17 protein-coding genes and 1 pseudogene are annotated in these 17,956 nt (G+C 38.6%); 9 read left to right on the top strand and 9 right to left on the bottom strand.

What is annotated here, in order from left to right; all coding sequences use genetic code 11:
- Window positions 1-75: 75 nt before the first annotated feature.
- The gene (locus IPH84_03505) at window positions 76-849 is read right to left on the bottom strand and encodes a class I SAM-dependent methyltransferase (GenBank protein ID MBK7172301.1); all 774 of its coding nucleotides are present in this window, start codon (window positions 847-849) and stop codon (window positions 76-78) included.
- A 242-nt stretch (window positions 850-1,091) separates the two neighbouring features.
- Between IPH84_03505 and IPH84_03500 the strand changes: the two genes are divergently transcribed.
- Entirely contained in the window at window positions 1,092-1,595 is a 504-nt protein-coding gene (locus IPH84_03500) for an isoprenylcysteine carboxylmethyltransferase family protein (GenBank protein MBK7172300.1), read from the top strand.
- Between the two features lie 15 nt (window positions 1,596-1,610).
- Here the strand turns inward: IPH84_03500 and IPH84_03495 are convergent, their stop codons facing one another.
- Window positions 1,611-1,859: a hypothetical protein gene (locus tag IPH84_03495; protein ID MBK7172299.1), complete on the bottom strand. Its 249-nt coding sequence runs from the start codon at window positions 1,857-1,859 to the stop codon at window positions 1,611-1,613.
- A 75-nt stretch (window positions 1,860-1,934) separates the two neighbouring features.
- Between IPH84_03495 and IPH84_03490 the strand changes: the two genes are divergently transcribed.
- Genes IPH84_03490 through IPH84_03480 form a run of 3 tightly spaced genes read left to right on the top strand, consistent with a single transcriptional unit; the run spans window position 1,935 to window position 5,358 of the window.
- Window positions 1,935-3,989 carry a PAS domain S-box protein gene (locus IPH84_03490; GenBank protein MBK7172298.1) on the top strand — a complete coding sequence of 685 codons (2,055 nt, stop codon included), beginning with the start codon at window positions 1,935-1,937 and terminating at the stop codon, window positions 3,987-3,989.
- A gap of 17 nt (window positions 3,990-4,006) precedes the next feature.
- Window positions 4,007-4,882, top strand: a complete 876-nt coding sequence (locus tag IPH84_03485) for a hypothetical protein (GenBank protein ID MBK7172297.1) — start codon at window positions 4,007-4,009, stop codon at window positions 4,880-4,882.
- Window positions 4,828-5,358, top strand: coding sequence for a response regulator (locus IPH84_03480; protein MBK7172296.1), 531 nt, complete (start codon window positions 4,828-4,830; stop codon window positions 5,356-5,358). Before IPH84_03485 ends, IPH84_03480 begins: the two co-directional genes overlap by 55 nt.
- 233 nt (window positions 5,359-5,591) lie before the next feature.
- Here the strand turns inward: IPH84_03480 and IPH84_03475 are convergent, their stop codons facing one another.
- The 4 genes from IPH84_03475 to IPH84_03460 form a co-directional block, all read right to left on the bottom strand.
- On the bottom strand, window positions 5,592-6,053 hold the full coding sequence (locus IPH84_03475; protein MBK7172295.1) for a peroxiredoxin: 462 nt from the start codon (window positions 6,051-6,053) through the stop codon (window positions 5,592-5,594).
- Window positions 6,054-6,228: 175 nt separating this feature from the next.
- Window positions 6,229-7,158, bottom strand: a complete 930-nt coding sequence (locus IPH84_03470) for an aldo/keto reductase (protein MBK7172294.1) — start codon at window positions 7,156-7,158, stop codon at window positions 6,229-6,231.
- A 94-nt stretch (window positions 7,159-7,252) separates the two neighbouring features.
- Window positions 7,253-8,677: an SDR family oxidoreductase gene (locus IPH84_03465; protein MBK7172293.1), complete on the bottom strand. Its 1,425-nt coding sequence runs from the start codon at window positions 8,675-8,677 to the stop codon at window positions 7,253-7,255.
- 34 nt (window positions 8,678-8,711) lie between these two features.
- Window positions 8,712-9,185 (bottom strand): DNA starvation/stationary phase protection protein, encoded by a 474-nt coding sequence (locus tag IPH84_03460; protein MBK7172292.1) that lies wholly within the window; start codon window positions 9,183-9,185, stop codon window positions 8,712-8,714.
- 265 nt (window positions 9,186-9,450) lie between these two features.
- On the opposite strand from IPH84_03460, the gene IPH84_03455 reads away from it, so the two are divergent.
- The 3 genes from IPH84_03455 (at window position 9,451) to IPH84_03445 (ending at window position 11,128) form a co-directional block, all read left to right on the top strand.
- Window positions 9,451-9,900 carry a hypothetical protein gene (locus IPH84_03455; GenBank protein MBK7172291.1) on the top strand — a complete coding sequence of 150 codons (450 nt, stop codon included), beginning with the start codon at window positions 9,451-9,453 and terminating at the stop codon, window positions 9,898-9,900.
- A gap of 353 nt (window positions 9,901-10,253) precedes the next feature.
- On the top strand, window positions 10,254-10,916 hold the full coding sequence (locus IPH84_03450; protein ID MBK7172290.1) for a PorT family protein: 663 nt from the start codon (window positions 10,254-10,256) through the stop codon (window positions 10,914-10,916).
- A 71-nt stretch (window positions 10,917-10,987) separates the two neighbouring features.
- Entirely contained in the window at window positions 10,988-11,128 is a 141-nt protein-coding gene (locus IPH84_03445) for a hypothetical protein (protein ID MBK7172289.1), read from the top strand.
- 93 nt (window positions 11,129-11,221) lie between these two features.
- Here the strand turns inward: IPH84_03445 and IPH84_03440 are convergent, their stop codons facing one another.
- Complete coding sequence (locus IPH84_03440; GenBank protein ID MBK7172288.1) at window positions 11,222-11,665, bottom strand: helix-turn-helix transcriptional regulator; 444 nt, start codon at window positions 11,663-11,665, stop codon at window positions 11,222-11,224.
- Window positions 11,652-11,939, bottom strand: coding sequence for a hypothetical protein (locus tag IPH84_03435; GenBank protein ID MBK7172287.1), 288 nt, complete (start codon window positions 11,937-11,939; stop codon window positions 11,652-11,654). The genes IPH84_03440 and IPH84_03435 overlap by 14 nt, the downstream gene beginning before the upstream one ends.
- A gap of 131 nt (window positions 11,940-12,070) precedes the next feature.
- Between IPH84_03435 and IPH84_03430 the strand changes: the two genes are divergently transcribed.
- Window positions 12,071-12,805 (top strand): hypothetical protein, encoded by a 735-nt coding sequence (locus IPH84_03430; protein MBK7172286.1) that lies wholly within the window; start codon window positions 12,071-12,073, stop codon window positions 12,803-12,805.
- Window positions 12,762-13,286, top strand: coding sequence for a T9SS type A sorting domain-containing protein (locus tag IPH84_03425; protein ID MBK7172285.1), 525 nt, complete (start codon window positions 12,762-12,764; stop codon window positions 13,284-13,286). The genes IPH84_03430 and IPH84_03425 overlap by 44 nt, the downstream gene beginning before the upstream one ends.
- A 119-nt stretch (window positions 13,287-13,405) precedes the next feature.
- Here IPH84_03425 and IPH84_03420 read toward each other — a convergent pair.
- A pseudogene (locus IPH84_03420) lies at window positions 13,406-16,039 on the bottom strand (cation-translocating P-type ATPase).
- Window positions 16,040-17,956 lie beyond the last annotated feature (1,917 nt).

The following is a 17,956-nucleotide window of genomic DNA, read 5'->3' as shown; positions in this document are numbered from 1 at the left end:
GCATGACCCAACCTTCATACATTGTAACAAAAGCGGACTGCCCTGAGAACAGGACAGTCCGTTTTGAATGATTACTTAGATCTTCTTTCCAATATAGAATACATAGCCATAATACGCTTTATACCTGGCGTATAATTGCGCTTCATGTTGCTGAGATGCGATAAGTTCCTCAGCCGTTGGATTGCCTTTATACTTTGACAGGAAAATTCTCTGTGCCTCCATTTGAGGGACATAGAAATGTTCCGTCCAGCAGTTTTCCGGCAGGATAAAGCTCGCAACCGGAATATACCCGGCTTTTTGTAATTGGGCGACCTTATTGGGGATCGTGTCAATTTCAGGGTAAGCATCCTGCCAGAATGCATTGATTTCAGCAGGCCGTTCTTCTGTAAACCAGGAAGCATCTGTAACAGCAATGTAACCGCCCGGTTTCAGGAATTGATTCCACTCTTTCAGCCCCTTCTCAAATCCAATATTATAGATTGCACCTTCCGACCAGATAAGGTCTAACTCTTCATGCTGAAAAGGGAGGTTGTCCATTGAACCGACAATGCCTTTTAGTCTATCCTGAATATTCAGTTTGTTGGCATTCACATTCAACTGGTCAATGAAAGCAGGGAAAAGGTCGATACCTGTAATATGTCCCGGTGTATGTTGTGCCAATACCACCGATTGGCCGCCTGTTCCGCAGCCAATGTCGGCAATACGGGATTCCCGGGTGAGATTACCGGTAAAGTTTAATGCTTTGATAGTTACTTCGGGGCTGCCAGGCCCTTGACGTTCGAGACTTGAAAAATATTCACAGATTAAATTGAAGTCGAATTCGTGAATGGATTTATTTTCGTTATTCATGATGTTTAAATTTATGTTGTTGAAAACAGGGCATAGGAATACAATCCATGCCAGGCCTTGCTTCGATAATTTTTATATATTCACGTGATAATAACCCGGGCAAGAGATTGCCGGAGTTTAACGAAGGGATAACCTTGGGCAAAATACCAAAGGTTATTTACTTTACCAGATCCATTTTCAACTTAAACATCCAATGTTTTTAGACCCGGCAAATTTATGTATTTTTCGATGAAAAATATAATATGGAACTAATAGGACGAACAACGATTAACCCGATACTCTTTTATTCAGGAAAAATATCCGGGTATATTACTTGGATTGTTTTGTTTTTGATGCTATTCGATATCAATATAATAGAGAGAAAATTGTTTTTTTACAATAATTATGCATCAATAATTTTACTTTTTGCGGGATTATTATTTACCGTGATAAGTCTTGTAAACCTAGGGAAATCAACACGCCTGGGATTGCCTTCGGAGGACACAACATTAAAAACTAATGGAATTTATAAATTTAGCAGAAATCCCATGTATGTGGGTTTTGATTTAATTACAATTGCATCTTTAGTTTTTACCTTCCATTGGCTCATTTTAATTTTAGGAGTATACAGTTTAATTACCTATCATTTGATAATAAAAGGAGAAGAGGCTTTTATGAAGAATAGGTTTGGTGACGAATATGTTAAGTATCAATTAAGGGTAAAAAGATATTTTTCCTTCTCATGGGAATTATTTAAAAGTACTTAAAATTTAAGGAAATCATTAAATTTGAAGTACAGTTTTTATGCTCATACGTGACTGTGATTCGAATGAGTTATGCAGCGTGGAGTAACTTTCAGTCTTTTGTCGGGTGGCAGACCCATTCAGATCAGTATATTTATTATATTCGTGAGTAAACTGGAAGAGCCTTTGTTTATAGCTTGGCAGGCTGTATGCAGGGAATCTTCTCCAGTTGACGGAACCGATGCCTTTACGATACGGTTCCCTTAGATCGATGTGGAAACCAGCCATGCATGATCCGGCTATAACCATTGACTGAGAAGTCGCCTACATAAAAATGCTTACCGTTAAATAAGGAGTATGTTTATGAATGATTTACAAAAATCCAAAGAACAACTCATCAGTGAGTTACAGGAATTGAGGCTCGCGCATAGTTCCTTAAAAGCAACATCTGAAGCTGAGCTGCTTTCCCATAATCATACCGAAGTTGAGCTGCGGGCGAGCGAAGAGCGGTTTCAGCTTTTGTTTAACAAAGCACCTTTGGGTTATCAGTCTCTTGATATTGATGGTTATTTTATTGAAGTCAATCAGCAGTGGCTCGATTTGTTGGGTTATCAGCGTGAAGAAGTAATTGGCAAGTGGTTTGGTGATTTTCTTACACCTGCCTATCAGGATGGATTTCGAATGCGGTTTCCTGTTTTTAAAGCTCAGGGTCATATTCACAGCGAATTTGAAATGATCCATAAAGAGGGTTCAGTGCTGTTTATAGCTTTTGAGGGCAGAATAGGCTATGATTTGAAAGGTGATTTTAAGCAAACACATTGTATTTTACAGGATATAACAAAGGCAAGGTTAGCTCAAAAGGAAATGAAACGCCTTGAATGGCTGTTGACCAGCACTCACCATCCATCTGAAAAGCAAGCACTGGCCTATAATCCACCTTATGGCGACCTGGTTGCGCTTAACACCTCCCGGCTTATTCTCGACTCGGTAGGTGAAGAGACGCTAACCGACATTGTGGGCGACTATCTTAACCTGCTCGATACCTCTACAGCTGTTTATGAAAAAAACGGTGATTACGCATTGGGTATATTCTCCTCTGGCTGGTGCCGCTTCATGGATGCTGCATCCCGCGCGCTATGTGACACCAACGATAACCGCGAGGCGCTGAACTCTGGTCGGTGGCACTGTCATGAATCCTGTTGGTCGCGCGCATCTAAGACAGCTATCGAAACAGGACAGCCTGCTGACATTGACTGTGATGGTGGGATCCATCTCTATGCAGTGCTAATCAGGGTTGGTGATGAGATTGTTGGTGCGATCAATTTTGGTTATGGCGACCCTCCAAATGATGAGGAGAAACTACGTGAATTGGCATCAAATTATCAAGTTGACTATGCAGAGCTGCAAGCCCTTGCCATGCAGTACGAATCGCGCCCGCCATACATCATTGAGCTGACAAAACATCGGCTTCATGCCTCGGCACGACTGATTGGTACGATCATCGAGCGCCAACGGGCCCAGGAAAAACTGAAGAAGAGCGAAGAACGCTATTCTCTTGTTATTGAAGCTTCTGAAGAAGGAATATGGGATTGGAATGTTGAAACCAACGAAGTTTTCTATTCTGAGCAATGGAAAAAGCAAATTGGATACCAGGATTATGAGTTGAAAAATGAATTTAATACCTGGGTTGAGCACCTTCATCCTGATGAAAAGGAATATTGCCAGAATGCAGTATATTCATATTTAAACCAACCAGTTGAGCATTTTATTCTGGATTTCAGATTTCGCCATAAGGATGGAACTTATCGATGGATTCATAATAAAGCCGCTTCATTAAAAAACGATGAAGGCAAGGTTATTCGTCTATTTGGTATACATACTGATTTTACTGAGAATAGGCTATCAGAAGCCATATTTAAGGATATTATTGAAAAAAATCCTATGTCTATTCAAATTCTGAATATGGAAGGATATCCAATTCAGGTAAATTCTGCACATACTAAACTTTTTGGAGTAAAGCCTCCATCTGATTACTCGGTATTAAAAGATACTCAATTATTAGCGCAGGGTTTTGGTAAATTGTTTGAACGGATTAAAAAAGGAGAAGTTGTCTACTTTCCTGATTCATATTATAATGTTCATGATGTTGACCCATCATTCCCTGATTCGCCGGAATGGGTAAAAGCACTGGGTTTTACATTAAATGATAGTAATGGGACTCCTAATAAAATAGTATTATTGCATGAAAACATTACAGAACAAAAAAATGCAGAGGCCTTATTAAATGATATTATTGAGAATAACCCAATGTCGATTCAAGTAGTCGATAAAGAAGGGCATACTCTGAGGGGAATCCTGCCTTTATTAATCTTTTTGGTGCTGTTCCACCACCTGAGTTTTCGATTTTTGAGGATTTAAAAAGTAAGGGCAGCGAATTGAAGGATCTGGTATCAAGGGCTTTAAATGGTGAGCTTGTTCATTTACCTGATATATACTTCAATGCACATGATGCTATAGCTGAAGCCCCTGATATTCCACTCTGGATTCGTGCACTGATATTCCCATTAAATAATAGTATTGGCAAGCCTGAGCGTTTTGTTTTTATGCATGAAAACATTACAGAACGTAAGATTGCTGAACAAGAACTTATTAAAGCAAAAGATAAGGCCCTTGAGAGCGATCGCCTTAAGTCTGCATTCCTTGCCAATATGAGCCATGAAATACGAACCCCGATGAACGGAATCTTAGGATTTTCTGAATTGTTGAAAAGACCTAACCTCACCGGAGAACAGCAGAAAGAGTACATCCGGATCATAGAAAAGAGTGGGGCTCGTATGCTTAATATTATTAACGATATTATTGATATTTCGAAAATTGAAGCCGGCCTGATAACAGTTGAAATAGAAGAGTCGAATATTAATGAGAAACTCGACTATATTTATTCCTTCTTCAAACCACAGGCCGACGAGAAAGGAATACATTTAATTGTCGGGAAATCCCTGCCCGATAATCATGTGTGCATTAAAACCGACAATGAGAAGTTCTATTCTATTATAACCAATCTTGTTAAAAATGCTATAAAATTCAGTCACAAAGGAGCCATTGAATTTGGGTATCAGTTAAAAGAAGAATTCCTGGAATTTTATGTTAAGGATTCAGGGATCGGAATACCCATCGACAGGCAGGAAGCAATCTTTGAGCGTTTTATTCAGGCTGATATTGCTGGAAAATGGCATACCAGGGTGCAGGCCTGGGATTGTCAATTTCCAAAGCCTATGTCAAAATGCTTGGTGGCGAAATTTGGGTTGTAAGCGAAGAGGGAATAGGCTCATCGTTTTATTTCACCTTGCCTTATAAAACCAATGCAGTTAAAGAAACCAATAAACAACAACCTGAGTCTTCAGGGAAAACCAATGATTTCAGGAAACTAAAAATTCTGATTGTAGAAGATGATGAGGTTTCAGGAATGTTGCTGGACGAAACAGTCAATATGTTCAGCAAAGAAATTTTAAAGGCGGGAACAGGTGTTGAAGCAGTTGAAATGTGCCTTTCCAATCCGGACATTGACCTGATACTGATGGACATTCGTTTGCCCGAAATGGGTGGATACGAAGCCACAAGGCAAATCAGGGAATCTAACAAAGAGGTTATTATAATTGCACAAACCGCTCATGGTTTAACCGGCGACAGGGAGAAATCAATAGAAGCAGGATGCAACGATTATATTGCCAAGCCTATCCACAAAGATGAACTACAGGCTTTGATACAAAAGTATTTCTGGAAATGATTCATAATTTTGCTCATCTATAAGTGGCATTAATGACTTTGCAATTAGATCGCTTCACGTCATCGGCTTCTTTCAGGGTGTACTTCTAAATCATTTTAGCAAGATCATTGCCAATACTACAATCAAGATCTGCTTATACCGTTGCTAATTCATTTACGGAAAAATCGAGCTGGTCGGCCCAGGGATTACTGAATATAAAAGAAAAGTGCATCGCATTTTCATAAAGATTCAGTCTATTTAGTTTGTTTGAGTATCCTTAGCGCTTCATCCACATGCCTGCTTGCCTGCATTTGCGAATTGAAGATATAAATTACTTTGCCCGTTTTATCTGCCACATAGGTTACACGGCCCGGAAGCAATCCTAATAAATTGGTAGGTACGCCAAATTGTTTACGAATTTTATTGCCTTTGTCGCTCAGCAGGGTAAAGGTAAGCCTGTGTTTGATGGCAAATTCTTTATGGCTTTCGACAGATTGTCCGCTAATGCCAATAATTACTGCATCTGCTTCCTTAAATACCTCAAACTGATCACGGAAGGAGCAGGCTTGTGCTGTACAGCCAGGACTGTCATCTTTGGGATAAAAATAAATCACCACGTTCTTTTTGCCGATCACAGAATTAATATCGAATAGACTTCCGTTTTGATCAGGCAATGTAAATGATGGAATAGTGCTGCCAATTTTTAGTTCGTTCATTGAATGGTCTTTTTGTAAAGTTAAATATGTGGTGAATAGACTCATTATAAGCAGGTTCGAAATTCGTCACTGATAGAAACAACCTGGAATGAGTCTTTCCGTGATAAGAAACTGTCCGTTAATTGAAGGATCACAAATATGCTCCGATTGCTGGTGATATTGTGCTTTTCATGCTTTATCTGAACAGAGTGCTCTTTTTGTCAAGTATGGATAGGTCTTCAGCTGTTAATTTAAACCTCATTGTCCCAACGTTTTCTTTAGCGTGCGCTTCTTTGGTAGCGCCGGGAATAGCCACAACAGTGTCACCATGAGAATTAATCAGCCAGTTGAGTGCGATTTGCGATGGAGTAACATCGTATTTAATGGCGAGTTCCTGAACAGATTTTATAACAGGCCTGCTCTTTTCCAGTCCGTTGGGTTTGAATTGTGAAGAATGTTTACGCATGCCGATATTTTTTAACAGTTCCGGATTATCGTGAAACTTCCCGGTAACCAACCCCTGCGCTAACGGTGAATAAGCGATGATGGTAATTCCAAGTTCTTTTGCAGTTTGCAGAATACCATTAGATTCAATTTTGCGGTCAAGCAGATTGTACCTTACTTGATTGGAAACCAGATGAATGTTGTGTTTTTGAAGAACTTCCCATGCATTTCTCATTTGAGCAGCCGAGAAATTACTTACCCCTACATACCGTATTTTGTGTTCTTTAACCAGCCTTGCCATGGCTTCCATTTCAGCTTTTGTGTTTGAGAACCCCCAGGGCTGATGAACCTGGTACAAATCAATGGGGTAAGGTGCCAGGGCTTCAATTCGCTGATCAATTGTTTTGAGGATATTAGATGCAAATCGGAACATCGGCCACCATTTAGTGGCTATTATAATTTCACCAGGTTTTCTGCCAGTAGCTTTGAGAGATGCTGCCAAGGCTCGCTCTGAAGCACCATTTCCATATAACTCGGCAGTATCAAACCAATTGATACCACCTTCCAGGGAGATTTTTACCATTTGCGTGATAAGATCATCTTCCATGTTGGGCCAGAATTTTCCGGCCATATTATTTTGCTTGCTAAATTGCCAGCAGCCCAGACCAACCGGAGTTATCATCAATTCTGATTTGCCTAATGACCGAAGGGGAAGAATTTGGTTCATAATGAAGTCAATTATTTTTTTTGTGAAACTTACTTTTTTGTTTTTGAAGTTATCCGTTTGCTATTTTTTTTAACATACCGCTGAAAATCAAACCATGAAAAGGTAATAATGAATACCAATATAGCCTGCCAGCCAGTCCTAAAGGTCTGAAAGTAGCTGTTTGTGTCAATAAATCCTTTTCATCTATTTTAAACTCAAGCCATGCTTCACCCGGCAACTTCATTTCAGCGTAAAGCAAGAGCCTTTTTTCTTCACGATCGGCATAGAGCACCCTCCAATAATCCAAAGCATCGCCCGCTGCCAGTTCTGTATAACTTTTACGGCCTCTTCGCATTCCAACTCCACCTAACAGCTTGTCTACAAAACCTCTTGATTCCCATAGCCAATTCCCATAATACCAGCCTGTTTTACCCCCTATCGACCAGATTTTATTCACAGATGTCTGACTGTTATTAACTTTACTTTTACGCACATCTATAAAACAGCCATTTACTGGAATTTCAATATACTGTGAAATACCTTTTTTCAGAAGATTACTGGTTTGTGCATCTTTCCAACTCGACAATACTTGGTTTTGCTCAATTTTATCGAAAGCCAGTTTAATTGAAGTATTATAATCTATCAGTGAAATTCCAAGCTTTGATGCTAAATTATTCGGAGAGCATATCACTTCAACTTTCATACTATTAACAAGATTCTTAGCTAAAGAAAATGATGTTGCTGTTACGAAATATAACCAATACGAGGAGATTTTCGGCGTCATAACAGGTACGATGATTATTCTTCTTTTCAGACCTCTGATCGCTGCAAATTGCAGTAGCATTTGCTTGTAACTCAGTATATCGGGCCCGCCTATATCGTAGCTTTTATTATAGGTTTCTGTGTTGCCGGTAACACCCACTAAAAATTCTATAACATTACGGATTGCGATAGGCTGGCATTTTGTTTCAAGCCATCGTGGTGTTATCATTACCGGGAGTTTCTCAACCAAATCGCGGATAATTTCGAAGGAGGCACTGCCTGATCCTACAATAATGCCAGCCTTCAAGGTGGTAAGGGCAAAGCTTGAATCCGCCAGGATACTTTCCACATTTTTTCGCGACGACAAATGTTTCGACAGTTCCGATTCATTTACAATACCACTTAAATAAATTACTTGCCGGGCATTGGTATTTTGTATTCGTTCCCGGAAATTTCTGGCACATACCTGCTCCATAGATTCAAAATCACCTGTTTGAGTCGACATGGAATGAATGAGATAAAAAGCCACATCAATATCCCCAGGTATAGAATTAAGACTTTCTTTCTTCAGAAAATCAGCTTCAATTACGCTTAATTTTTCAGAGGCGTATGTTTTTGAATTGAAACGCTTTTGATCACGGACACAACATACAACATGGTGACCGTTTTGCAACAATACCGGCAAAAGACGTTGCGCAATATATCCTGTAACTCCTGTTAGTAGAATTTTCATCCGTTAATCTTTGAGTGTCGACAACCCCGGAATTTTAATTTAAAAATGAGGAATACATCCACACTAATTTTTCCTGTTGGCGGATATAGTCACTCATAAGGGCATTTGTCCCTTCGTCATTAGCATCCGCTGATAATAGCAGTAATTCGCGCTGCAGAATTATTATTGTTTGAAAAGCATTTAGTATTTCACCAACAGCTTTGATTCCATCGCTCACCTGATCGCTCTCGGCTATTTTGGAAGCCTCCCTGTACTTAGAATAGTTGTGTGAAGGCGAATGACCTAAAGTCAAAATTCTTTCGGCAACTTCATCTATTTTCAGGAATAAGTCGTTGTAGAGTTCTTCAAACTTTAAATGAAGCTCAAAAAACTTCTCACCTTTGATGTTCCAGTGATACCCCCTGGTGTTCTGATAAAATATGGAGTAATTTGCCAAAAGTTCATCTAGTTTTTCTGCTAGTTGTTTAGCTTTAACAGTGTCGAGTCCTATTGCATTTATATTTTTCATTGGTTTAATCTGTTAGTAAAGATATTGTTTAATTAATCTTATAATATATTAAACAAATGATATTGACTACTGTTCACTGATATAGAAATACCATAATGTTAAATTTACATAATTATACCCGAAAGCCTGACACCGTTGGGATAGCTTTTGCAATGATGATTTTTCAAAGAAAGGTTTACCTATCAATGCAAATGGCTATATTAGCAAGGTGACTTTTCTTATCTACTTTAAAAATTAAATTACACTTAAAATTAATATTTAACAGATGAAAACAATTGTAGTTTATTATTCGAACAAAGGCAGCAATAAATACTTAGCCAGAAAAATTTCAAAAGAATTATCCTGCCAGATAGAAGAAATCAAGCCACGACTCAATATTTTTCTATTTTTTTTAATGAATATTCACTTAGGGATTTGGCCACTGAAGAACAACTTGAAAGATTTTGATAGAGTTATCTTGTGTGGGCCAATATGGATGGGTAAACTTATACCTCCTCTACGCAGTTTTATCAAAAGGAATCATAGTAAACTCAATAAATTAATTTTCGTTTCTTGCTGTGGTAGCTCTGATGACAAGAAATATGAAAAGTTTGGTCATGGTTTGGTATTCAAAGAAGTAGAAAATATACTAAAGGAAAAATGTGATTTTTGTCAGGCTTTTCCGATTACTTTGGTTTTGCCGACGACAAGAAAGAAGATAGTTCTGCCTTTATGAAGACTCATTTGAATGATCAGAATTTTAAAGGTGAAATTCAGGTCGTATTTGATGCTTTTTTGCTAAAGGTAAATGACAGGGATTCACAATAATTTGCAAATGTGCACACGGCAGGTTTTCCTGATTTATAATTTGTTAACCCCGCATGAGGGTTGCATTTATTGTACTTATACAGATATCGAATAGACTTAACCAGATTATACTGACTGATTAGTATTTTATTCCTGAATTAAAGTTCCACTTAATAATATTCCTTTATATTTTACGTTTATCGTCAAATTCATCACTATAGGTATTTCTACTCTAACCATTTTTAATTCATCTTTTATTTTCAATCCTAAATCTTTTCTGTCATGAGAAAATCATTCATCTTTGCTTTGCCTCTTCTTTTTATTTCAATCAGTGTAAGTAGTCAGATCGTCAACTATGGCGTGAGCCCACAATTTAACAATGCCACGCAGTTGGTTAAAAATCCCGAAAAGCCTGCTGATGGCACTTCCCAATGGAATTCTATCAACACATTTGGAGTTGCTTCCTTTGTTGAACTCGAACATGCAAAAAGCCTGAATTCATTGATCCGGCTCGGTTACAGCAGGAAAGGATTTGTAGATCCTGTGCAGGTGGGCCTGGGCAATAATGAAATAAATGATAAGAAAGTGAAGAACACTTTTGATTATCTGAATCTTGATTTACTTGGGAAAGTTCACCTGAACAAAAAACTTATTAACCCTTATTTTATGGTAGGCCTGCAGGCAAGTTACCTGTTAGCAAAAGATATGGAGGAATTCCCTGATCTGTATACCTTGAGCCAGTTTCCGGATTATTCAAAATACAAAAAATTCTCGATGAGCTACCTGCTTGGTGCAGGTGTTGAAATCTACAAGCTGATAAGCCTGGATATATCAATGAATATGGATTTCTTAAACCCGGTCAGAACCGATGAACTCCGTGTTCGGAATTGGGTCTGGACGGCAGGTTTAAACATTAATGTCAATAGGGTTATTGATTTGATTTAACCCGGTTTACCCGTGGAGACGCCCGACCCAGGCGTCTCTAAGTTTATTTTTATTATTGAAAAAATTGCATCATGGATCACTCAAAATTATTCGAAACTCCATTCGCTGATATTTATCCCTATTATACTCAGAAAGCTGAAAAGAAAGGCCATGAACATGATCCTGAGGGAGTTTTAATGCCACGAATGCACGAATTAGCACGAATGACTTGATTGCTGGTGTTGTCAGTTGAGTCTTTTTATGGTAATATTATTCCATCAGGGATTCGAAAATCACTTCTGAATGGTAGAGAGTAAACAGCTTCATTACTGTTTTGACCCAAGTTTCCGGAAGACATTTTTCTTGTGAAACTTGATGGTGTTTTCACTCACTGATAATTGCGCTGCAATCTGACGACTTGAATTCCCCATCGAAAGAAGCTGAATAACCTGTTTCTCTGTCGCAGTAAGGGATTGGTTTTTTGCAGCCTGGAATTTCTTCGTCCTGAAACTATAATGATATTTTACCCCCTCATCCTGCATGAAAATATTCATATTACCGGTTTTTCGTGCAGTGGAGAGTGTGACAAGGCATAGCGAAATCCACAGGTCACCCTCTTCATTCAGAATTACAGGGGTGAGCTTATGATTAATAAGGATGGTGCTGCCACTTTTGTGTTTCAGCCTGAAATCATAGGAGATATATCCCTTCGGACGCCTGATTGAGGGCAAGTTATAGTAAAACTCAAATCCCTTTTCATTGATTTCCAAGCAGCATATTCAAATCATCCGGAGGAACTGCTTTTCCGAAGAAATCATATCCCATTTGCCGGACTTCTTCAGCCTGATAGCCTGAAAGAAACAGGGGGTGTCCTGAAACATAAATAAATTCACGCTTCTTATAGTCTATTATGTAATAACTCAGGTCAACCAGGCGGGCTATGGCTTCCAGGGTATTAATATAGTGCCTGAGTGATTCATAATCAGCCTCACTGATGCCTTCGATGGAAGGGACAGGTTTAAAGAAATCACTTACCAGGCTCATAATTATGATTCTTTTGCTAAGTACTTGACAAACTTATGAAAAATACTACCCAACCGGGTAGTAGATTTGGTTCTGACATTGGTATAACTTTGTAACTGACAATATTTTGCAATAACCTAAAAAATATACCTATGAAAGCATTCAATATTCTTGGGATCCTGTTATTGTTTTCATCTGTAACGTTTGCCCAGTGGACCATACTTTCACCGGCACCTACCGATAAAAAGCTTTTCTCGGTTTGTTTTCCTCAGCCAGAAACGGGGTATTTAGCAGGAAGTGGTGGGGTTCTTTTTAAGACGGATGATGGGGGCACCAACTGGATAGCCCTTGAAAGTGGTACGGAGATGGACCTTACTTCCCTTTATTTTATGGATGCAAGTACCGGAATGGTTTCAACTGCCAGTATGGATGGCGGAAGAATCCTGAAAACTACTGATGGAGGAGCCACCTGGATATCCAAATTTCATTCAACAGGAAACTGGATTAATGATTTATTCTTTGTTAATGCCAGTGTTGGTTGTATGCACGTAGGAAGCAGTCCTGACAATGTTACCAAAGGTCATTCGCGTAAAACTACTGATGGCGGTGAAACCTGGAATATGATGCTAAGTCCGGTTAATGATGACCTGCAATCCTGCTTCTTCACAGATGCAAACACAGGATATGCTGTCGGAGGATCTGGAAAAGTGTTAAAAACAGTTGATGGGGGGCTAAACTGGATTGTTTCATCTCCATCATGGCAACATCCTTCAGATGTGTTTTTTACTAACCCAAACACAGGGTACATAGTAGGTGCAGTAGGCTGTATAATGAAAACCACTGATGCCGGGGAAAACTGGACTGTTTTTACCCTCAGTGACTATTAAGGATTTATATTCTGTTGTATTCACTTCTGAAAACAACGGCTATATAACAGGCAAAGATGGTACTATCCTGATGACAGCTGATGCCGGTTTGCACTGGACGATTTCGGTGAGCGGAACCAGCCTTAATTTATGGGATGTGTATTTTTATGACGAAAGTATTGGTTTTATTGCTGGTGATAATGGTTTAATCCTGAAAACCACCAATGCCGGTGCTTTGGGGATGCCAGAAAGTGAATTGTCAAAAGGAAACATCACTGTGTACCCTAATCCTGCCACAGAAATTATCAATATCGAATTCAATGATCAGGTATCTTCAGGTGTAAAAGTTGCTATTTCAGGCATCAACGGACAGTTATTCTGGGAAAAGGAATTTAGTCCAAATGAAAAGATTCAGGTTGATATTTCATTTTTACCAAAAGGTGCCTACCTGTTGCGAACTGAAACCCAGGCAGGGGTTGAAATCACGAAAGTGATGTTGTGAAAACCATAACATTGCTGCTGCCTGATTAGCCAGCACACCCGTATATTGATTTATCCCGTTTTTGCGTAACTATACTCAATCGCAATGAATTTGCAAAGCAAGATTCTTGCAGATTGTTTTCACCATGTTTTTTTCGAAACTCTGATAATTAATTTAATAAGTTCATTTAATATCAATGGAGTAATTCCAAGTGCAAGAATAATCCCCCACGCTCTGAGATCAGGCATCTGCAAATGAAATGCACTTTTTATGGCTGGAATTTTAACCACAAGGAATTGAAGGGCTAAACCTGACAGAATGGCTCCCACAAGAAATTTATTTGAAAAAATTCCGATGCTGAAAATGGATTTTCGTTCATTTCTCAGTGCTAGCGAATAAACCAGCTGACATACCACCAATACCATAAAAGCCATTGTACGGGCATATTCTATTGTTTTTTGCGGTACCTGCTTATCAAACGGAGTGTAGCCATGCTCATAATATCCAAAAAAGTAAGCGGTGATCGTTAATGAACCTATCAAAACTCCCCCAAGCAAAACATGCATACCGGCACCATTGGCAAAGAAACTTTCTTTGGCAGGCCGTGGCTTTTCTTTCATTACATCGGTGTTTCCCGGATCCATTCCAAGTGCTATTGCAGGGAGGGAGTCAGTGATCAGGTTTATCCAAAGTAGTTGTGTTGCAATTAATGGAGCTTTCCAGCCAATAATAAGTGCGACGAAGATGGTTATCACTTCCCCCAGGTTACAGGTAATCAGGAAAATAACGGACTTTTTTATGTTATTGTAAATATTTCTACCCTGCTCAATAGCCGAAACAATGGTTGAAAAATTATCATCGGTAAGAATCATATCTGAAGCACCTTTGGCAACATCAGTCCCTGTAATTCCCATCGCTACTCCAATATCGGCAGTGTTTAACGACGGGGCATCGTTGACCCCGTCACCCGTCATGGAAACTATATTGCCCTGAGATTTCCAGTGCCCGTACAATTTTACTTTATGTTCGGGGGACACACGTGCAAAACATTATAATTATCAATCTTTTCAGAGAATTCAAGTTCAGTAAACCCGTCAATTTCCTGTCCGTTAATGTTTGTTCTATCTTTTCTGCAATTCCCAGCTGAAAGGCAATAGCGAATGCCGTATTCTTATGGTCACCGGTAATCATGAGACGTTTTTACCCGGCCATTTTGCTTTTAGAATCAGGTCCTTCGCTTCAGCCCTTGGTGGATCTATCATACCCACCAGGCCGACTAGTATCAGGTCTTTTCCATCTCTGTGTGGGTCAATTTTTCATTTACCTGTATAGGCTGCCCCAAGCGTGCGCAAAGCCTGATCAGACATAATAATGGCAGCATCCAGGTACCTCTTTTTATGAGCTTCGGTTAAAGGACTCGTTTTTCCATCCTCTAATACCTGGGTGCAGATTTCTATTAAGTTTCCCGGAGCTCCTTTTGTATAGACATAAAACTTCCCGTTTTCTTCAACCAGTGTAGACATTAACTTTCGGTCAGAATCAAAAGCCGATTCATCGATACGCTTGTTGCTGTGGAGTAATGATTTACGGTCAATCCCCAGTTTATCGCCCATCACCAGCAGAGCTATTTCCATTGGGGTCCCCGGTTCCTGCCCATTGTCATAGCTCGTGTCAGGCAAGGATCATGACTTTAGCCGGGTTTTTGCTCTTCTGAATCATATTATCCTCAATCCAAGCTGAACTGCAGACCTTGATGGGTGAAACAGCTTGTAACCGTCATTTATTTTGTAGTTAATGTACCTGTTTTGTCGGAGCAGATAATATTCAAAGAACCCAGTGTTTCAACAGCGGAAAGTTGTTTAATAATGGCATTTTTTGAAAGGTTTGTAACCCTATTGCCATAGACTGCTACTATTGCTGCCAGTCCTCTGGTATGGCGGCCACAGCCAGGAAATCGACATCAGGAATATTTCAGACAAATCCCTTCCCTGCAACATTGCAATGATGAAAATCAATACACAAATGACTATTGCAATAATACCTAAGTTTTGCCCAGTTTATCTCAAACAGATTTCCAATGGAGTTTTCGACTTAATCTCTGTGTTTATGATGGAAGCAATTTTACCAATTTCTGTATTCATTCCTGTTCCCTCCCTACCCCCGAATCCTCTTCCTATGGTTATTATAGTTGACATGAAACCTAGGTTAACCGGTCTCCCGGGCGGTTTAAGGTCAGTTTGAATAAAGGGTGGCGTCTTTTCTGATGGAACAGATTCCCCTGTTAATGATGATTCATCAACCTGCAGATTAATGGATTCGATCAGGCGAATATCTGCGGAAATAATTCTGCCCGCATCAAGGATTAGGATGTCACCAGGTACGATATTTTCAGAATCAATCTCCTGAACAACTCCATTTCTGCGAACAAGTGTTTTGAAATGTAAGTTTCTAAGTCCTTCAATCGCTTTCCCGCTTTTACTTCCCTGAACTACGCCCAGGATTGCATTAATACTTATCACAAATAAAATTATAGCTGCATCAACATACTCTCCCATAAAAATGGTAATAACCACCGCTCCAAGCAGGATATATATTAACCAGTTTTTAAGCTGGGCAAAAAACAACAGGATTATGCTTTTTTTTTTTTCTGACAGTAATTTATTTGAACCCTATTTCTTCACTCTGGTTATAGCTTCATCATCAGAAAGACCAAAAGCAGGATCAACATTAAGTTCTTTTAAAACTGCTTCTGCTGATTTGGAAAAACCACATATTTGTTTCGAATTTGTTTAATTTGAATATAGCATCACTTACCTTTAAAGGATCGTTGCAATTTATGAACTCGCAAGGAAGGAGTGTTACATAATAATTTTATAGAGTTGCATAATTCCTTGTTTGTGAACTGAGAAAATAGAACCAGACTATGACAGCAAAAGGATTTTCCCATAATAAAAACACATAGACTTTTACTTCGACAGTTTTCAGGAAGTGACTTGGAAAATGTATACAGAGGTCTGTCGCACCCGGACATTATTAAATACTATGGAGTTAGTTATACAACATTGGAAGAAACAAAGGCACAAATGAAATTTTTTACCAGTTTGGAGTAGAAGGAAACAGGAATTTGGTGGGCAGTTTGCTCATTGGATAATACAACATCTTATGGAGCTGGGGGTCTGAATAGTTTAAGCAAAGCACATAAAAAGCGGAAGTGGTTTTGGCTGCTTCTGATTATTGGAGACAAAGGAATCATGACTGAAACAATGCCTATCATTTTAAGTATGGTTTTGAAAAATTGGGACTTCACAGAATTGAAGGGTTTGTAGAATCCGACAATATAAACTGTAAAAAACAATGGAAAAACTTGACTTCCGGCAGAGAAGGAACTATAAGGAGATTGTGGAAATAAAAAATGGAAAATTTATTAGTTTAGAAATATACGCAAGGACTTCAAACGGCTGAGAAAATAAGCCAGATCGCCTGCTGACTTTGGGGGCAACTGCTGATTCTGAACAAATATTCTGCTTTGTTAGGTTTTCTGCTTTCAAGCTGAGAAAAAGATGTACCTGAGTCCCTGGCTGCCGCGTAAAACGTGTTAAGGATGGCATGAAATCCATAATCGAATCGATTTTCAAATGATGGTGGTCTTATTGCAAATTAAGAGATTGTATAAAAATGCTTTTCCCTGAAGAATCCAAGCCAAAGGCATCCTTTCAGGAAGAATCATCCCCCTCAGAGCGGCCCAATTGACGAAGATGAATTCCTTCTATGATTTTTCTTTTTGAATTTAAATTAATTACAGCATTGCGCTTTCTTTTGGAGAATTTGTTATATTAATAGACAGGAAGCATTATTGTTTATGCATCGTGATATGTTTCAAAGAGAATAACGGGCAAAAAGTTCTCTGGCTGGCCTGATAAAAAAGCCATTAAGATATATAACTTGCCTGTAACAAAGTATCATAGATGAAATGTTAATGGGAAAGAACTTAAATAATTATTTACTAGACCTCTTTGAATCGATTGAGCAGAATATTTATGTTATATGAAGATAGAAAGCCTGAATACATCCAATAATTTGAGGCTTGATATAAAAAAAATAGATGCAATTATTTCATTTGCTGAAAAACTGTTTAAAAGTAAAGCATGATGCTTCTAAGTTTAAGCCATTATTTATGAAAGCAGGAAAAATCAGGGAACTGCAAATTATTATTCAGCTGATAATTACTATTCCTTATTTCCCCAAAGACTTATTACTCAATTAAAAAGAAGAAAATACCTTATTCAACAATTTGTTAATAATGGTTTCAAAATATGTCTTGCTTATCAGACAATTTAGAAAGAGTTGGGTTACACTGATACACTTCGGAGTAAAGAGCTATCAAAAAATATGTTTAACAAAGGGAGAAAATTAAAAAAGCAGAACTGCTGCTTCAACTTAACAAGGAGAGATAGCCTGCATGCTTATGAAAAGGAAGAAAATAAAAGAAAATGATGTATGTTTATTGGGGCATTGCGGAAGATTAAAAGAAAATTAATTTAGATGAAGCAGAAATAGACAAGCAACAAAGGAAGCTGGTGGCAATTGGCACGACACTTATTCTGCAATTCACTTTCTTTCACTTGTACCTCTTCCCGGGAAAACAATGGATGAAGTTTTAAAATTGAAGAAAAAAAGAAGAACGACAATTT

It is taken from the genome of Bacteroidales bacterium (assembly GCA_016707785.1).
In the GTDB taxonomy this organism is placed as follows: domain Bacteria; phylum Bacteroidota; class Bacteroidia; order Bacteroidales; family UBA4417; genus UBA4417.
The sequence above is the reverse complement of the archived record's forward strand: the minus strand, read 5'-3'. Positions and strand labels throughout refer to the sequence as shown.